Annotated in this window: 14 protein-coding genes and 2 riboswitches; all 14 genes read left to right on the top strand. The window is 43.9% G+C overall.

Annotation, left to right across the window (positions count from 1 at the left end; genetic code table 11):
* Nucleotides 1-224: 224 nt before the first annotated feature.
* The 14 genes from ND16A_RS12825 to ltaE all read left to right on the top strand — a co-directional run bounded on the left by ND16A_RS12825 (nt 225) and on the right by ltaE (nt 15,869).
* Nucleotides 225-1,442 carry a pyridoxal phosphate-dependent aminotransferase gene (locus ND16A_RS12825; protein ID WP_033076892.1) on the top strand — a complete coding sequence of 406 codons (1,218 nt, stop codon included), beginning with the start codon at nt 225-227 and terminating at the stop codon, nt 1,440-1,442.
* A gap of 38 nt (nt 1,443-1,480) precedes the next feature.
* Nucleotides 1,481-2,077, top strand: a complete 597-nt coding sequence (gene yfbR, locus ND16A_RS12820; protein WP_033076893.1) for a 5'-deoxynucleotidase — start codon at nt 1,481-1,483, stop codon at nt 2,075-2,077.
* 91 nt (nt 2,078-2,168) lie between these two features.
* The gene (locus ND16A_RS12815) at nt 2,169-3,425 is read left to right on the top strand and encodes a hydroxymethylglutaryl-CoA reductase (RefSeq protein WP_033076894.1); all 1,257 of its coding nucleotides are present in this window, start codon (nt 2,169-2,171) and stop codon (nt 3,423-3,425) included.
* Between the two features lie 87 nt (nt 3,426-3,512).
* A riboswitch (cobalamin riboswitch) is annotated at nt 3,513-3,685 on the top strand.
* 164 nt (nt 3,686-3,849) lie between these two features.
* Nucleotides 3,850-4,665 carry an ABC transporter ATP-binding protein gene (locus tag ND16A_RS12810; RefSeq protein WP_052072952.1) on the top strand — a complete coding sequence of 272 codons (816 nt, stop codon included), beginning with the start codon at nt 3,850-3,852 and terminating at the stop codon, nt 4,663-4,665.
* Nucleotides 4,662-5,660: a FecCD family ABC transporter permease gene (locus ND16A_RS12805; RefSeq protein ID WP_052072953.1), complete on the top strand. Its 999-nt coding sequence runs from the start codon at nt 4,662-4,664 to the stop codon at nt 5,658-5,660. The genes ND16A_RS12810 and ND16A_RS12805 overlap by 4 nt, the downstream gene beginning before the upstream one ends.
* A 43-nt stretch (nt 5,661-5,703) precedes the next feature.
* On the top strand, nt 5,704-6,777 hold the full coding sequence (cobT, locus tag ND16A_RS12800; protein ID WP_033076895.1) for a nicotinate-nucleotide--dimethylbenzimidazole phosphoribosyltransferase: 1,074 nt from the start codon (nt 5,704-5,706) through the stop codon (nt 6,775-6,777).
* A gap of 13 nt (nt 6,778-6,790) precedes the next feature.
* Nucleotides 6,791-7,621: an adenosylcobinamide-GDP ribazoletransferase gene (locus ND16A_RS12795; protein WP_235282009.1), complete on the top strand. Its 831-nt coding sequence runs from the start codon at nt 6,791-6,793 to the stop codon at nt 7,619-7,621.
* Nucleotides 7,618-8,253 (top strand): bifunctional adenosylcobinamide kinase/adenosylcobinamide-phosphate guanylyltransferase, encoded by a 636-nt coding sequence (gene cobU, locus ND16A_RS12790; protein WP_033076896.1) that lies wholly within the window; start codon nt 7,618-7,620, stop codon nt 8,251-8,253. The genes ND16A_RS12795 and cobU overlap by 4 nt, the downstream gene beginning before the upstream one ends.
* Entirely contained in the window at nt 8,246-8,932 is a 687-nt protein-coding gene (locus tag ND16A_RS0118965) for a histidine phosphatase family protein (RefSeq protein WP_052072954.1), read from the top strand. Before cobU ends, ND16A_RS0118965 begins: the two co-directional genes overlap by 8 nt.
* A gap of 11 nt (nt 8,933-8,943) precedes the next feature.
* Nucleotides 8,944-10,512, top strand: coding sequence for a cobyric acid synthase (locus ND16A_RS12785; RefSeq protein ID WP_033076923.1), 1,569 nt, complete (start codon nt 8,944-8,946; stop codon nt 10,510-10,512).
* 4 nt (nt 10,513-10,516) lie between these two features.
* Nucleotides 10,517-11,185 (top strand): cob(I)yrinic acid a,c-diamide adenosyltransferase, encoded by a 669-nt coding sequence (gene cobO / locus ND16A_RS12780; RefSeq protein ID WP_052072955.1) that lies wholly within the window; start codon nt 10,517-10,519, stop codon nt 11,183-11,185.
* Between the two features lie 81 nt (nt 11,186-11,266).
* A complete protein-coding gene (locus ND16A_RS12775) occupies nt 11,267-12,184 on the top strand; it encodes a cobalamin-binding protein (protein WP_081945506.1) in 918 nt (305 codons plus the stop codon).
* A gap of 175 nt (nt 12,185-12,359) precedes the next feature.
* A riboswitch (cobalamin riboswitch) is annotated at nt 12,360-12,533 on the top strand.
* Between the two features lie 32 nt (nt 12,534-12,565).
* Entirely contained in the window at nt 12,566-14,491 is a 1,926-nt protein-coding gene (locus ND16A_RS12770) for a TonB-dependent receptor domain-containing protein (protein ID WP_052072956.1), read from the top strand.
* Between the two features lie 367 nt (nt 14,492-14,858).
* Nucleotides 14,859-15,869, top strand: coding sequence for a low-specificity L-threonine aldolase (gene ltaE, locus ND16A_RS12765; protein ID WP_200880815.1), 1,011 nt, complete (start codon nt 14,859-14,861; stop codon nt 15,867-15,869).
* Nucleotides 15,870-16,179 lie beyond the last annotated feature (310 nt).

The following is a 16,179-nucleotide window of genomic DNA, read 5'->3' on the forward strand; positions in this document are numbered from 1 at the left end:
AATCACTTTTAAACCCATCGAAGAAGCGTTTGAGCAATCCCACTTCTTCGTTCCATCTATTTGTAAGGGAATAACCATTACTGTATAGATGCGCCTTGAATTGGAATCGCTCAAGCGCTCTGAAACCTTCATACTGAATGGTGAAGGGTATACACAAGTATGATAGCAATCTGCAAAATATGCAGATTGATTTAAGCCAAGCAAGAGAAGTATGGTAAGTCAAAATGAGTGAATATTTAAAGTCGGAAAAATTATCTGGTGTCTGTTACGAGATTCGCGGGCGTATTGCCGATGAAGCCAGACGGTTAGAAGAAGAAGGTCATAAAATCCTTAAACTCAATATTGGCAACCCGGCGCCGTTTGGCTTTCTTGCGCCTGACGATATTTTACGTGATGTCATTCACAATCTGCCGACCGCGCAAGGTTATAGTGAATCACAAGGCATATATTCTGCCCGGGTGGCGGTAATGCAGTATTATCAACAGTTTGGCATGAAAAACCTCGACGTTGATAATATCTTTATTGGTAACGGGGTCAGTGAGCTGATTGTTATGGCGATGCAAGCACTACTCAATCAAGGCGATGAAGTACTGCTACCGGCTCCCGATTATCCGCTGTGGACCGCCGCCGTTTCGCTTTCTGGTGGCAAGCCGGTACATTATCGATGTGATGAAAAAAAATTCTGGTATCCGGACATCGAAGATATCAAAAGCAAAATATCGACAAAAACCAAAGCCATCGTGTTAATTAATCCAAACAACCCAACGGGCTCGGTTTATCCAAAAGAAGTGCTTGAGCAAATTATTGCCGTTGCCAAAGAGCACAAGCTGATCATTTTTTCCGACGAGATTTACGACAAGGTATTGTTCGACGGTACCAGTCACACGCCAACGGCAAGTTTAAGCGACGAAGTGTTAATCGCCACTATGGGCGGTTTATCGAAAAACTACCGAATTGCTGGCTTTAGAGCCGGCTGGATGATGTTTACCGGACCAATACTGCAGGCGAAAAATTATATCGAAGGCATTACCATGCTGTCATCAATGCGTCTGTGCGCCAATGTGCCGTGCCAACATGCGATCCAAACCGCGTTAGGTGGCTATCAAAGCATAAACGAACTGGTGCAAGCAGGCGGTCGTTTAAAAGTACAATTAGATATTGCCCATAAGATGCTTAACGACATTGATGGTTTAAGCTGTCATAAAGCCAAAGGCGCGATGTATTTATTTGTTAAAGTCGATGGCGAAAAACTCGGCATCACTGACGATGAGAGAATGGTATTGGATATTTTGCGCCAAGAAAAGATCTTACTGGTACAAGGCAGCGCCTTTAACTTAACCGAAGGTATCTATTTTAGATTGGTGTTTTTGCCACATAGTGAAGATTTAGTGCAAGCGATCCAACGTTTGAAGCATTTTTTCAGTAATTATAGGCAAGATTAGTATAACGTCCGGTTGCTGCCGGGCATAGGGAGAGTTTGATGGAAAGTACATTTTTAGCCTGGATGTTTCGCATGCCGTTAATTAAGCGGTGGGCGTTAATGTATTGCGTAAAAGCTGAAAACATTGCCGAACATTCTCATCAGGTTGCCATCGTTGCTCATCTTCTCGCGGTGATTAAAAACAAAAAATTTGCAGGCAATCTTAACGCCGATAGAGCGGCAACCGTCGCTTTATACCATGAAGCCAGCGAAACCCGTTATGGTGATATTGTTAGTCCAACCAAATATGCCAATAGCGAGATCTCACGCGAGTTTAAAAAAATTGAACGTTTGGCAGAGCAAGAGTGTTTAGAGTCTCTCCCGGAAGAGTTACGCGACATCTTTGAAGATATTGTGGTACAAGACAATGTTGAACAACAATATAAAGACATAGTAAAGGCCGCCGACATCATGGTTGCTTATATTAAAGCGTTAGATGAATTAAACCACAACAACCCCGAATTTGAACACGTTGAACAAAACCTCAAAATGAAACTTGAAGGCCTTAGTGCCACCATGCCGGAAGTGGACTATTTTAGGTCGACTTTCTTACGCTTTTGTACGGTTTCGGTAGATAAACTTTCCAAGCACCCTTAATCCTTATACAATAATGCCCCTGTTATCAATCAGTACCTTTGTACTAGATAGATTTATGCCGCCGTAGGACTTGTAAGTTGCTAAAAAGTAAATGAAAAATAAAAATACCGATTTAAATCCAGAGATTTTCTCTGCGTTATCAACAGTGGATCAATATTCATTACAACAGCTTAAGCCAAGTTTTAGCCCGGTTGCTAAACCGCAACCGAAAAATATGTTTATTAGCCCCAAAGCAATCGAAAAGCGTTGGCAAGCGATAAACTGCCCGGCGGCACGAGAGCATTTACTCGATCAAAATACCTTTGCCTCAATGAGCCAATATCAAAAGAATATTGAAAACTTCATTGGCACGGTAAAAGTCCCCGTTGGCATTGCTGGCCCACTGCGCATCAATGGTTTGTTTGCCCAAGATGATTACTTTCTGCCGCTAGCAACCACTGAAGCCGCATTAGTCGCCTCTTACAATCGTGGCGCGCTGCTCATTACTGAAGCCGGTGGTTGCTCAACCATGTTACTTAACGAGGGCGTTTGCCGTACGCCAGGCTTTGCCTTTGAGACTTTAATACAGGCAGGGAAATTTGTTGCCTGGGCAACAACGCAGCAGGAAAGTTTTCGCCAAATCACCGAAGCCAGCTCCAATCATCTTAAGTTAAAAGACTTGCGTATCAATATTGAAGGCAACAATGTTTATCTGATTTTTGATTATTTAACCGGTGATGCATCGGGGCAAAATATGGTAACGATTGCCACCAATTGTGCGCTCGAATACATTATTGAAAACACCCCGGTGGCGCCAAAACATTACTTTTTGGATGCAAACTTATCCGGGGATAAAAAAGCCACCAGCCAGTCGTTATCAGGGGTACGTGGTAAAAAAGTGACCAGCGAAATCACCATTTCGGCTGAATTAATCAAAAAAAGACTACATACCACACCCGAGCTGATGGCCAATTTCTGGCGCATGTCTACCGTTGGTGGCGTACTCAGTGGCTCTGTTGGCGTGCAAGGTCATTATGCCAATGGCCTGGCGGCTTTATATATTGCCTGTGGCCAAGATGCCGCCTGTGTGGCCGAATCTGCCATAGGGGTAACCCGGATGGAGCTTAATGATGATGGTAGCCTTTATGCGGCGGTAACCTTGCCAAATCTAATGGTAGGCACAGTGGGTGGCGGTACCGGGCTGGCAAGTCAGCAGGCAAATTTGCAATTACTCGGATTAGCCGGCGCCGGAAATGCCCGAGCTTTGGCTGAAGTATGCGCCGGCCTGTGCCTGGCGGGTGAGCTTTCTATTATCGGTGCTTTTTGTGCCGGTCACTTTGCCAAAGCCCATCACAAATTGGCGCGTTAAGCCAATATCAGCTTAGTTATTAGATATGCTAAACTTATCCTATTGAATTAAGATTTTAGTGTTAAAACGATGACTGAGTTGCTAAAATCGACGCGTAAAATTTAAGGTGTCCTGAACTGTAACAAACTTCAAGACTTAATAGGGAATGTGGTGCAATAGGCAAAATGGCTTATTAATTCCACAGCTGTTCCCGCAACTGTAAATAGAATCAATGAAAACATTCTATGAGTCAGAAAACCTGCCTTAAATGTTAATTAATGCTTTACATAAAATGATTGAACGTGCGGGTAACGCGTAGAAGATCAGGGTCAATTTTCAGTTAACCATCTGTATATTTATTTTTCAAATAGTCTTGGTTTTGTACCCCTCCTTCTTTTTCCCGTACTTTATTGCAAATAATAGAGACGAAAAAGATTTATACAAGATGTCAAACACCGTTCTACAAGCAAAACAGTTAAGTTGGCAGGTCGCTGGCAAAAGCATCATTGAAAATGTCGATTTTGAATTAAATCGTGGCGAAACGGTGGCGATTGTTGGACCCAATGGTGCCGGAAAAACCTCTTTGCTAAAATGCTTGCATGGCGAACATAATGACTTTGACGGCAGCATCACCTTAAACTCAAAACCATTAAGCACGCTCCATCATAAAAACATCGCCAAACAAATTGCCGTGGTAAGCCAACAAACTAACTCGGTTTTTGATTTAACCGTTGTTGATATTGTGCGTATGGGCTTGATCCCGCATAAAAGTTTTTTTGAAAACGATAATGGCAACGATGCTAACAAAATTCATTCGGCCCTGAGTAAAGTGGATTTACTGGAGCAGCAGCAACAAGTATTCAATACCCTTTCCGGTGGCGAACAGCAACGGGTTCTTATTGCCAGGGCTGTCGTGCAAGCAGCCAACATCTTAATCATGGATGAACCCACTAACCATTTAGATATTTATTATCAGCACCAAATACTGGCGTTAGCCAAAAAACTGAAGATAACCTTGTTACTTACTATTCATGATCTTAATTTAGCGGCAGAATACTGCGATCGCATTGTGCTAATGGATCATGGCAAAATAGTGGCGAACGACACTCCTGAGCAGGTGTTAACACCACACACTTTAAAAAGTGTGTTTAACTTAGATTGCGCTGTCGATAAAAACCCTTTTACCAATAAACCGCGTATCACCTTTTCTGCGCATACTGACTCTGCTGTAAGCACTGAAAAGAAAGGAGATAAGCAATGACCTCCTTGCCACATCGGCTCAATATCAAACTAACGGCAGCATTATTAACGGGCCTGGTGTTGGCCACATTTGTTCTTGCCATTGGCTTTGGCGTTAGTGAAGTTGACCATCGAGCAGTGTGGCAATGCGTGATAGCCAGTTGTGATAAATCGATTTACCAAACCATACTCTACGATATTCGCTTACCTCGGGTACTGTTAGGCTTTTTAGCCGGTTTCGGCTTAGCCATTTCTGGCGCACTAATGCAAAATGTGACTCGCAACCCACTGGCAGACCCTTATTTGTTTGGTATTGTTGCCGGTGCCGGCCTAGGTGCAACCCTGGCAAGTTTGCTGCCGCAATCTACTCACTTTGTGTCATTACCATTAGCCGCTTTTATTGGCGCCTTAGCCGCCGTATCTCTGGTGTTAGCGGTAATTGCCAACAACAACTGGCGCCGGGTCGAGCACTTATTGCTTGCCGGGGTTGCGGTATCCTTTCTTTTGAGTTCAATCACCAGCTTTACGCTCTACATGGGCGAAGCGTTTGCTTCAAACCGAGTGATATTTTGGCTAATGGGTTCTTTAGCAAGAGCAGATACAACCGCCCTGCTGTGGATTTTTCCGGTGATTTTAATTGCCACCATCATCGCCTTCTCGCTGGCAAGACAACTCGATGCCTTGCTGCTTAGTGATGAAAGCGCCCGCACTTTAGGCGTTAAAGTGGCCCGATTACGCATTATTGTATTGGTCGTTTGTGCCGCTAGTACCGCCGTCATTGTTGCCTTTTGTGGCGGTATTGGTTTTGTTGGATTAATGATCCCTCATATCGTCCGCTCTTATCTGGGCATTACCACCGGCAAATTGCTAATTGGCTCAGGTTTACTCGGCGGTTGTTTCCTGGTTTGGGTCGATGTATTGGCTCGTACCGCATTAGACGGACAAGAGATCCCTATCGGGGTGATCACGTCTGCCATGGGCAGCGTGTTCTTTTTACTGTTAATGCGCAAAATGTAATTAGCATCTTGCATTCAAATTATTATAAATCAAAGGTTTCGCGATGAGTATTAGCGCTTTAGAGACAAGATATAAACAAGCAATAATAGATGTTATTGATCAAAAGACTAAGCCCATTGGCGCCCTTGGTCAGTTAGAACAACTGGCGCTGCAATTGGCCTTAATTCAAAGTAACAAGCAACAATCGCTGGTATCACGCATTAGCATTAACCAGCCTACCGCTCTGGTATTTGCCGGCGATCACGGCATCAGTGAAGAAGGCGTGAGTATCGCCCCAAGCGCGGTTACCCGGCAAATGGTGTTGAATTTTCTCAATGGCGGTGCCGCAATCAACTGTTTTTGCCGCGCCAATAATATCTCCTTAACAGTGATAGATGCCGGCATTATTGAACCAATTACCGTAGCAGATATTGCCAATGCCGCCGAGCAACAGACTAGTTCGACAAGTTTTATCGAACAACGGTTAGGTGCCGGCAGCAACAATTTTGCCACTATGCCAGCAATGAGCATCGAGCAGGTAAACCAAGGCATCGCTTATGGTGAACAAATTGCCAATCAGTACATTAACCAGGGCTGTAATTTACTGATTTTGGGTGAAATGGGCATCGCCAATACCAGCTCAGCTACAGCATTACTGGCGGCGGTGAGCAAAGCCGAGGTTGAACAATGCGTAGGATTTGGCACCGGCATCAACTCACAACAACTAATCCAAAAAACGCAACTGATCAAAAAGGCTCTGCTACGCGTGCAAACAACCGATGCCATCAGTATTTTGAGTGAAGTTGGTGGTTTTGAAATCGTGCAAATGGTAGGTGCGATACTGGCCGCAGCAAAAGCGAAAATCACCGTATTAATTGATGGCTTTATTGTCAGCTGTGCTGCCCTTATGGCCAAACAAATCGATGGCAACGTAACCGGTTATTTAGTGTTTGCCCATCAGTCAGAAGAATCGGGGCATCAACTGTTACTCAGTCAATTTAATGCAACGCCATTAATTAACTTAGGGTTAAGGCTCGGAGAAGGTACTGGTGCAGCCCTGGCATTGCCATTATTAACGGCTTGTGCGCATTTTTATAATGATATGGCAAGTTTTAGCGATGCCGGCATTTCGGTATAGGTTTTACTAACTAATGACGCCAACGGATGAGTACAGCAAAGAGAAACAACAGATGAGTGGTTTTCGATACCAGCTTAATTTATTTTATTTGGCGCTAAGTTTTTTTAGTCGTATTCCTGTACCCGCTACCGTCCAGTATTCTGCGCCATTACTAAATAAGTCCGCTCGCTATTTCTCCTTGGTCGGCATAACCTTAGCCGTTATTTTGGCGCTTAGTTATTGGTTACTGTCGCCATTTTTACCGACTACGGTAGTCATCGTGTGTTTGCTTAGCATCAGTTTATTGCTAACCGGGGCGTTTCATGAAGATGGTCTGGCCGATACGGTGGATGGCATAGGTGGCGGCTTAACCGTGGAAAAACGCCTTGAGATAATGAAAGATAGTCGTATTGGTGTTTATGGTGCGATAACTATAATCATCGCCTTATTAATGAAATACTCAAGCCTGCTGGTTATTGCCGATTCATCACAACTTATCGCAAGTTTATTACTAGGTTATGCACTATCGCGCGCGATAGCAGCAAGTTTAATGTTTGACATGGCTTATGTCAGCGCCAGTTCTGGCAGTAAGAGTAAGCCATTAACTGAGCAGCAGAGTGGCGCAGAATTAACCTTGTTATTAGCCGTTGGCGCTCTGCCATTATTCCTGTTCCCCGTTACCACCATAGTGTCAGTTCTGATCAGCATGTGGCTATTTCGTAGTGCTTTTAAACATTGGTTAACCAAACGTATTGGCGGTTATACCGGCGATTGTTTAGGCGCCGCGCAACAAATTAGTGAACTATTGATCTATTTGCTCATTATAGCCAGTAGCAACACCAACAATGCAGGAGTCTTGTCATGATCCATTTAGTCTTAGGCGGCGCTCGCTCTGGTAAATCCAGCTTTGCCGAACAATTGTGCCACTCTTTGCTTAGCCAAAAACAAGCGGGTAATACTCCTCAGCAAAAGCCCATTTATATTGCCACCGCACAAGCATTTGACGAAGAGATGCAAAACCGCATTGCCAAACACCAACTTGATCGACAAGACAAGTGGCAACTCATTGAATGTCCATTAAAGTTAAATGATGCGCTCAGTGTCGCTCTAAGCCCGCGACAGCTCCAGTCACAGGCAAAACAACAAGCTGAACATACTATCTTAATCGACTGCTTAACCTTATGGCTCAATAACGTAATTTTCGAGTTTGGCGATAGTGCCAGACAAGAAGATATAGCATTATACAGCGAGCAATTACTCACCGCCGTTAGCCCTTATGTGAACAAGCAAGGTATAGATATTGTACTGGTTGCGAATGAAGTCGGTTTAGGCGTAGTACCGTTAGGCAAAGTAAGCCGTTTGTTTGTAGATAATGCCGGCTGGTTAAATCAAAATATTGCCGCCATTGCCGACAGCGTCACCTTAATCACTGCCGGCATCCCTTTAACATTAAAAGGCAATGCCCGCAGACAAAATAGCGGTGCTGGTGATGACTAAGGTTAACTCTGGCACAATGACCAACTTATTCTTGCTCAGGCATGCAAAAGTGGATGGCCCGGCAGCACTCTATGGTCATACCGATATCGGCGTAAGCGCTTATGAAAATGATAAATTAGTTGCCGAATTATTAAGGGTAAAACATTGTTTTAGCCATATTGTTAGCTCGCCCTTGCAGCGCTGCCGAACAGTTGCCGAACAATTTTCTGAGCAAAGCGGGTTGCCGTTGACCATAGAGCCAGGCTTAAGCGAAACCAGTTTTGGTGACTATGACGGCATCGCTTTTGACGATATTAACGGCAATGATGCTAACGCCAGTGATGCTAACGCCAGCGACTTAAATTGGCCAACATTGGAGAAATTTTGGCATAACCCAATGCTCAACACGTTACCCAATGCTGAGTCATTAATGAATTTTAAACAGCGTATTAATAGTATCCTGCGAACACTTATTAGCGAACATAAAGGCGAAAATGCTCTGCTGATCTGCCATGGCGGCGTGATCAAAATGATGATCAGTACCGTGCTAGAACTAGAGCATAACCCTAAGCTGTTTAGCCATTTGCGTATTAGCAACGCCCACATCAGTAACGTGAGTCATGATAGCGTAAATAATTTTAGCCAAGTGTGTTGGGTGAATGCGCCAATATCTAGCTGTAATATCGACCGACAACAATGACAGATAACCTTATGCCAACAGCAAACCAGCAAGCCATGACCTTAATGGTGCAAGGTACCACTTCAGATGCGGGTAAAAGTACACTGGTGGCCGGAATTTGTCGTATTTTGGCCAGAGAGAAGGTGAACGTTGCGCCGTTTAAGCCGCAAAATATGGCACACAATAGTGCCGTAACCAAAGATGGCGGCGAAATTGGTCGTGCTCAGGCAGTGCAAGCGCATGCTGCACTTATTGAACCAGAAGTTGATTTTAATCCAATTTTGTTAAAACCAAATTCCGATACCGGTGCGCAAGTAATTGTCCATGGTAAAGCGTTAACCTCGATGGAAGCGCAAAGTTATCACGATTATAAAAAGCAAGCGATGCAAGCAGTACTCGAATCGCATCAACGTTTAACCGAACGATTTGATTATATTATTGTGGAAGGCGCCGGCAGCCCGGCCGAAATCAATTTACGTGAAGGTGACATCGCCAACATGGGTTTTGCCGAGCAAGTGGATTGCCCGGTAATATTAATTGCGGATATCGACCGTGGTGGTGTTTTTGCTCATTTGGTCGGCACCTTGGAGTTACTGTCGCCATCGGAGCAAAACCGGGTCGTTGGCTTTGTCATTAATCGGTTTCGCGGTGACATCAAGTTATTAGAGCCCGGTTTGGACTGGTTAGAGCAAAAAACCAAGAAACCGGTGCTAGCGGTATTACCCTACTTGCATGGTTTAACCATAGCGGCTGAAGATGCGGTAGATGAGCAACAGCAGTTAACTGATGTCACAGAAAATGGACAAAATAGCATTAAGGTGATTGTGCTGGTTACTCCGAGAATGAGTAATCATAGTGATTTTGATAATTTACGTTGGCATCCTAATATTAACTTTCAGTTTATTTATGGCCAAGACCTTGATAGCCCTAATATTGATAGAGAAACAGCGCAACAACCCTTGCCCCCTTGTGACTTGCTAATTTTGCCGGGCAGTAAAAATGTACAAGCCGATTTAGCGTTTATCATACAACAAGGCTGGGATATCTGTATCAACAGGCATTTACGTTATGGCGGCAAGGTGATGGGTATTTGTGGTGGCATGCAAATGCTTGGTCACACACTGGCCGATCCTGATGCGATAGAAAGCGAAGTGCCTATGAGCCAGGGCTTAGGCTTATTGCCATTAACAACAACATTGAGCAAACAAAAAACCTTAACCAATGTCACTGGCACACTGCATTTGAACGAAAAAAATTGCGCCGTCAGTGGTTATGAGATCCATGCCGGCATTACCAAGCGATTAGATTTAGACAATGAGCAGCAAGTTAACGCATTGATCAGTATTAATGGTAAAGACGAAGGGTATGTGAGTGCCGATCAGCAAATTATCGGCAGCTATTGGCACGGAATTTTTGATACGCCGTCCGCTCTTAAGCTGATCATGCAATGGGCTGGCGCTATCCTTGGTGAAAGCAAAAGCTTCAAACAACAACAAAATATCGCCATTGATAAACTGGCCGATGCCATCGCAGTTGATTTAGATTTTAACAAAATTAAGCAACTCGCACAGGTTAACAATATAAACGATAAAAAGGTTTAACATTATGAGCACAGATAAGAGAACAGAAGCTGCAAGCGAAGAGGCGACAAGCAAAGATGAAGCGACGAGTAAAGCCGCCACCCGCAAGGCCGAAAAGCATCAAGCTCGCCAGCAACGTCTAAAAGAACAAGTGGATCAGCGCATCAAAAATGCCACCGATGAAAAAGGCTTGCTGATCGTGATCACCGGTAATGGCAAAGGCAAATCAACCTCTGGCTTTGGTACTGTTGCCCGTGCAGTTGGTCACGGTTTAAAAGCATCGGTGGTACAATTTATTAAAGGTACCTGGGAATGTGGCGAGCGTAATTTGCTCGAACAGCATGACGTTGATTTTTATGTCATGGGGACCGGATTTACCTGGGAAACCCAAAACAAAGAAAAAGACACTGCCGCCGCGCAACTGGCCTGGAGCGATACGCAAACGTTGTTAACCGATAACACGGTTGATCTGGTGCTACTGGATGAAATCACCTACATGGTGACATACGGCTATATCGATTTGGATGAGGTGATCAGTGCATTAACCAATCGTCCGAAAAATCAACATGTGATCATTACCGGCAGAGCCTGTCACCGCCGCTTAATCGAGTTGGCCGACACAGTTTCCGAAGTGCAACCTATAAAACATGCCTTTGATAATGGCATCAAAGCGCAAGCTGGCATCGACTGGTAACGGATAAAAACGCTAATGACTAAAAAATTGAAAATCATATTCGTTGTAGCCGTACTTTTCGTTGTCATATTGCTAAAAAATATGCTTTTACCTGACAGCTCTAACGTAGTTACGGCGGTAACAACTGACGTAGTGAGTGCAATTAGCAATGAAGTGGCAGATGATAAAACAACGACAAGCAGCGTTGATTATAGCCAGCAAAAAATCATTGCTCTTGCACCACATGTGGTCGAAGTGTTGTTCGATCTCGGCGTTGGTGAGCGTATTGTCGCCACCACTGAACATTCTGATTTTCCCGCGCAAGCGCTGGATATCCCAAGAATTGGTAATTACGCCCGATTAAAAATAGAACAAATCCTTGCGCATCAACCCGACCTTATTATCGCCTGGCGTACCGGTAATCCGAGTGATGACTTGCAGCGCCTGGAACAACTTGGCTTGAACATTGTTTATTCTGATCCGGTGAATTTATCGGATGTGGCGAAAGAGTTTCGTTTATTTGGACAATTAACCGGCAAAGCAACAATAGCCGAACAAAAAGCGCAATCCTTTGAGCAAAGCCTAAATGCGTTACAACAAAAATATCAGGATAAACAAGATATTAAAGTATTTTATGAGCTCTGGTCGAAACCGCTGACGACAGTGGCGAAAAATGCCTGGCCGCAACAACATTTAAGCATTTGTGGCGCCAGTAATCCATTTGTGAATTTGGTTAATGATTACCCACAAATCAACATTGAACAAATCATCGTCGCAGATCCTGATTTAATCATTCAGCCAATGTCGCAAGGTGAACCGAATCCAGATGCCATCGACTGGCAAAAATTTCCACAGGTAAATGCGGCAAAGCATCAACAGCTGTTACAACCAAATTCCGATATGTTGCATCGGATGAGTTACCGCTTATTAACCGAGCTGGAATTACTTTGTGAAAACATCGATAACAGTCGAAATTACTATCAACAATTAGCTGTCCAGCAACCGAACCAGGTAAACTAAAGACAGATAATTAAACACCATTTGAGTCGATGCTGGCATATTTTGTCAGCCCAGACTCAATATTACACTCGGTAAGTTTATTAAACATTGATAAAACTTTACTGAATATTTTACATCGCTCAGGTGTTTGCAAGGCAGCAATGCCAATTTGATTAGTTAAGTGGTCAACTTGGTATTCACGGCCTAAAGCAAACTAGCTCTGCAACACTGCAGAGTTTTGGGAAACAGGTAAACGGATACGCCAACATGGCAAAGTTATTCCTGTACTGCCCCCGCAACGGTAATTTAGAGCTCGGCGTTCGCACGAGAACTAATAAGTCCGGAGACCTGCCTCAGCGTTAATTTTTTTCAGGTGCGGTGGGCATCTTAAGTGAGGAAATAATGCAAACAAACAACACAAACACAACCGTTTTAAACAAAGGCTTAATCGCAATTGCCATCGGCTTAACGTTATCAAGTCAGCAATCTTTAGCCGTGACTATCGATGAAAACATCCTAATTACTGCCAATCGCTCGCAGCAAGAGCAGTTTTTATCTCTATCTTCGGCAGACATTATCACCAGCGATGAAATCAAAGCCATGCAAGTGAGCAGCGTTACCGATATCCTAAATACGATTGCCGGTATCAATGTCGTCAATCAAGGTGGCTCAGGCCAATCAAGTTCCGTATTTATGCGTGGTACCAACTCAAACCATAGCTTAGTACTGATTGATGGCGTACGAGTAAGCTCTGCAACTTTGGGCAGCACTAATTTCAGTGCGATGTCACCAAGCCAGATCTCACGCATCGAAGTGGTAAAAGGTCCGCGCGCCGCACTTTGGGGCAGCGATGCCATTGGCGGTGTCATTCAAATATTCACCAAACAGCATGCTGCCGGTGAGGGCGCTGTCAGTGTCGGTATCGGCAGCAATGGCTATGTTCAGGGCGATGCCGCGATTGGTTTGGGCAATGAACAGCATAGTTTAACTATCTCAGTATCAACAGAAAGCAGTGATGGCTTTAATGCTTATCATTCAGATCCATTGAATGATTATGACATTAACGAAGACGACGATGATGGTTATGACCGCTTCAGCATCAGTGCCGTGGGTAAAAGCCAAGTCACTAATACCTTATCATTGCATCTGGCCTCGCGTTTTGAGTCGGGTAACAGTGAATTTGATGCTTCCTATCCTGATCAACCTTGTTGGAATGATCCTGCCACCGCTTGTCCGGTCTATTACGCCAACGAACAGGACCATGAAAACTATTCAGTAAAACTGTCTAGCCAATATCAGGGCGATAACATCTTCAGTGAAGTTGCCATCGCAACTAGCCAAGATCAAGGCGAATCTTTTGGCAATGACACGCAAAAGAGCCGAATTACTACCGAGCGCGATCAAGTCAGCTTTATCAATCAGTACAGTTTTACTGGCCAAAGTAGTGTGAACCTTGGCCTCGAATATTACAACGAAACAGTATCTACTAGTAGTGACCTGGACCCCTGGACTGCTGATTTTCAAAGCTGGGCAGAAGACGAACGTGATGTAAGTGCAGTATTCTTACAAGGCCGCCATCAACAGGGACAATTGTTATTAGAAGCTGCGGTTCGCTATGATGATATTGAAAGATTAGGTAGTGAAACCACTTACAATGCCTCAATTGGCTATCAACCAAGTGACGACTGGCTAGTAAGTTTAAACCGCGGCACAGGTTTTAAAGCGCCAACGTTTAATGATTTGTATTGGCCTGGATCAGGCAACCCGGACTTAAAGCCTGAAGAAATCACCAATACTGAAATTTTAGTGCGTCATCAGTTTACCGACAATACCCTGGATGGCAGTGTGGAAGTGACAGTATTCGATTCAGAAATTACCAATCTGATCGCCTGGGCACCCAATGAATTTGGTTTATGGTTCCCGGCCAACATTAACGCTGCAGACATCCGAGGCGTTGAAGCCACTGTAACCGCGAACTTTAATAGCATTCACAATACCTTAGCAATTGCTTTTGTTGAGGCTGAAGACGGTGACACGGGTAAGCAGTTATTACGCCGTCCAGAACTGACTGCCACCTATGCTATTGACTATCACTGGCAAGATTTTAGCTTCTCTGGCATGGTGACTTATCGTGACGAAAGTATCGATTCTGGCGATGCGAAACTCGACAGCTATGTCTTGCTGGATCTCGGTGTGAGCTATCAGGCGACAGCTAATTTAAGCGTTAACGCCAAGGTAAATAACCTGCTTGATGAAGAATATGAAACCGCGCTTAACTACCTTGCTGATGGTACTAATTATAAGGCCTCAATCACGTACAGTTTCTAAATTGACAACAAATTTTAGAGTTTAATCAAAGCACATTTTAATAGTATTAAAATGTGCTTTTTTTTACTATGCTAATTAATACCAATTCTATTAAGCTTTTCCCAACTCAGAGCTGTGTCAGAGGTTCAATAATAAACTAAATTTTATTGGTATAGTTATTCTATATTAATTGGATTTTGTAAAATTAGTGGGTCACTGACAAGCTCCCAAGGGTGAGTTTAAAAGGCATATAGCCTTCTTTACTAATTTTAACAATGGAATAACCATTCTCTGCAATTAGTGCCTTGTCTATAAGACTTTTAATTCTCACTGAGTGATAAAAAGCTTAGTAGACTTGGTATACCATTAACTCAAATGAGAACTGATAATGATAGATTACCGCTCTGACACTGTAACCAAACCAACACCTGAGATGATGCAAGCCATGCTCAATGCCGAAGTCGGTGATGATGTTTATGGTGACGACCCATCGGTAAATGCTTTCGAAGCGCGCATGGCCAAGCTTTCTGGTTTTCAGGCGGCGATGATCGTTTGCTCCGGCACTCAGTCTAATTTGTGTGCCCTGCTTGCTCATTGTGGCAGAGGTGAAGAATATATTGTTGGCCAGGGCTATCATGCTTACCTTTATGAGGCCGGCGGTGCCGCGGTATTAGGTAGTGTGGTGCCACAACCAATCAAAGTACAATCTAGCGGTGAACTTTCCTTTGCCGATATCGCCGCGGTGATCAAAGAAGATGATCAACATTTTGCCATCACGAAATTGCTTAGCCTGGAAAATAGTTATTGCGGCAAGGTGATCCCGATGGAGTATTTTAGCGAAGCAAGAATATTTGCCGATCAGCACGGTTTGGCGATTCACCTAGATGGAGCTCGTATTTTTAATGCCCTAACCGCCATCGGCGTTGAGTTAAAAGATATTTGCCAGTATGTTGACTCAATCTCGGTGTGTTTTTCCAAAGGCTTAGGTACACCTATGGGTTCTGTACTTTGTGGCAGTAGCGATTTTATCGCTAAAGCCCGACGTATACGTAAAATGGTCGGTGGTGGCACTCGGCAAGCGGGGATCATGGCCAAAGCCATGGATCACGCTTTGGATCACAATATTGAACGTTTACAGGTTGATCATGCCAACGCCGTATTGCTGGCGGATTTATTAACGGAAAGTGACAAACTTAAAGTGATCACACCACAAACCAATATGGTTTATATCGACTTGGACGACAGCATTGATGGTGATCTGTTAGCGAAATTATTGCTGGCCGAAGGCATACAAATTTCTGCCGGACAAAATTTACGTCTGGTCACCCACCTGGACATCAATACTGCGGACATTATCTATACTGCTGATACCATCAAAGAGTGTCTAAAGCTGTTGTGATCTCTAATTTATTGGCTCTATTTGAGCTTAAAAGACGATAAATGGCAATTTGCCGACCGATTGATGATTACAAATTAAGTTTACAATGGCACTTTTTCTAGGCTCGTTATAACCTGAAGGAGGTCCCACATCTCGCTAGTGCTCGTGATGGGATGACGGCGTATTTTTTCTAAAATTGTATAGCTCCTTATGGCACTGAACTGCCGGTTCAAACCTGACATCTTGCCTTCCTTTTTAGAACCCAATCGAATAAATGAAAAAGCCGGTTTGTGGAAAACGGTATGCGAGCATAGTAAAAACCTACTCTAAA

This window comes from Thalassotalea sp. ND16A, from assembly GCF_000764205.1.
GTDB lineage: Bacteria > Pseudomonadota > Gammaproteobacteria > Enterobacterales > Alteromonadaceae > Thalassotalea_A.

Excerpts from the sequence above, each read along its gene's own strand:
- ND16A_RS12825 (WP_033076892.1), top strand. The coding sequence starts at position 225 with ATGAGTGAATATTTAAAGTCGGAAAAATTATCTGGTGTCTGTTACGAG.
- yfbR (WP_033076893.1), top strand. The coding sequence starts at position 1,481 with ATGGAAAGTACATTTTTAGCCTGGATGTTTCGCATGCCGTTAATTAAG.
- ND16A_RS12815 (WP_033076894.1), top strand. The coding sequence starts at position 2,169 with ATGAAAAATAAAAATACCGATTTAAATCCAGAGATTTTCTCTGCGTTA.
- ND16A_RS12810 (WP_052072952.1), top strand. The coding sequence starts at position 3,850 with ATGTCAAACACCGTTCTACAAGCAAAACAGTTAAGTTGGCAGGTCGCT.
- ND16A_RS12805 (WP_052072953.1), top strand. The coding sequence starts at position 4,662 with ATGACCTCCTTGCCACATCGGCTCAATATCAAACTAACGGCAGCATTA.
- cobT (WP_033076895.1), top strand. The coding sequence starts at position 5,704 with ATGAGTATTAGCGCTTTAGAGACAAGATATAAACAAGCAATAATAGAT.
- ND16A_RS12795 (WP_235282009.1), top strand. The coding sequence starts at position 6,791 with ATGACGCCAACGGATGAGTACAGCAAAGAGAAACAACAGATGAGTGGT.
- cobU (WP_033076896.1), top strand. The coding sequence starts at position 7,618 with ATGATCCATTTAGTCTTAGGCGGCGCTCGCTCTGGTAAATCCAGCTTT.
- ND16A_RS0118965 (WP_052072954.1), top strand. The coding sequence starts at position 8,246 with ATGACTAAGGTTAACTCTGGCACAATGACCAACTTATTCTTGCTCAGG.
- ND16A_RS12785 (WP_033076923.1), top strand. The coding sequence starts at position 8,944 with ATGCCAACAGCAAACCAGCAAGCCATGACCTTAATGGTGCAAGGTACC.
- cobO (WP_052072955.1), top strand. The coding sequence starts at position 10,517 with ATGAGCACAGATAAGAGAACAGAAGCTGCAAGCGAAGAGGCGACAAGC.
- ND16A_RS12775 (WP_081945506.1), top strand. The coding sequence starts at position 11,267 with ATGCTTTTACCTGACAGCTCTAACGTAGTTACGGCGGTAACAACTGAC.
- ND16A_RS12770 (WP_052072956.1), top strand. The coding sequence starts at position 12,566 with ATGCAAACAAACAACACAAACACAACCGTTTTAAACAAAGGCTTAATC.
- ltaE (WP_200880815.1), top strand. The coding sequence starts at position 14,859 with ATGATAGATTACCGCTCTGACACTGTAACCAAACCAACACCTGAGATG.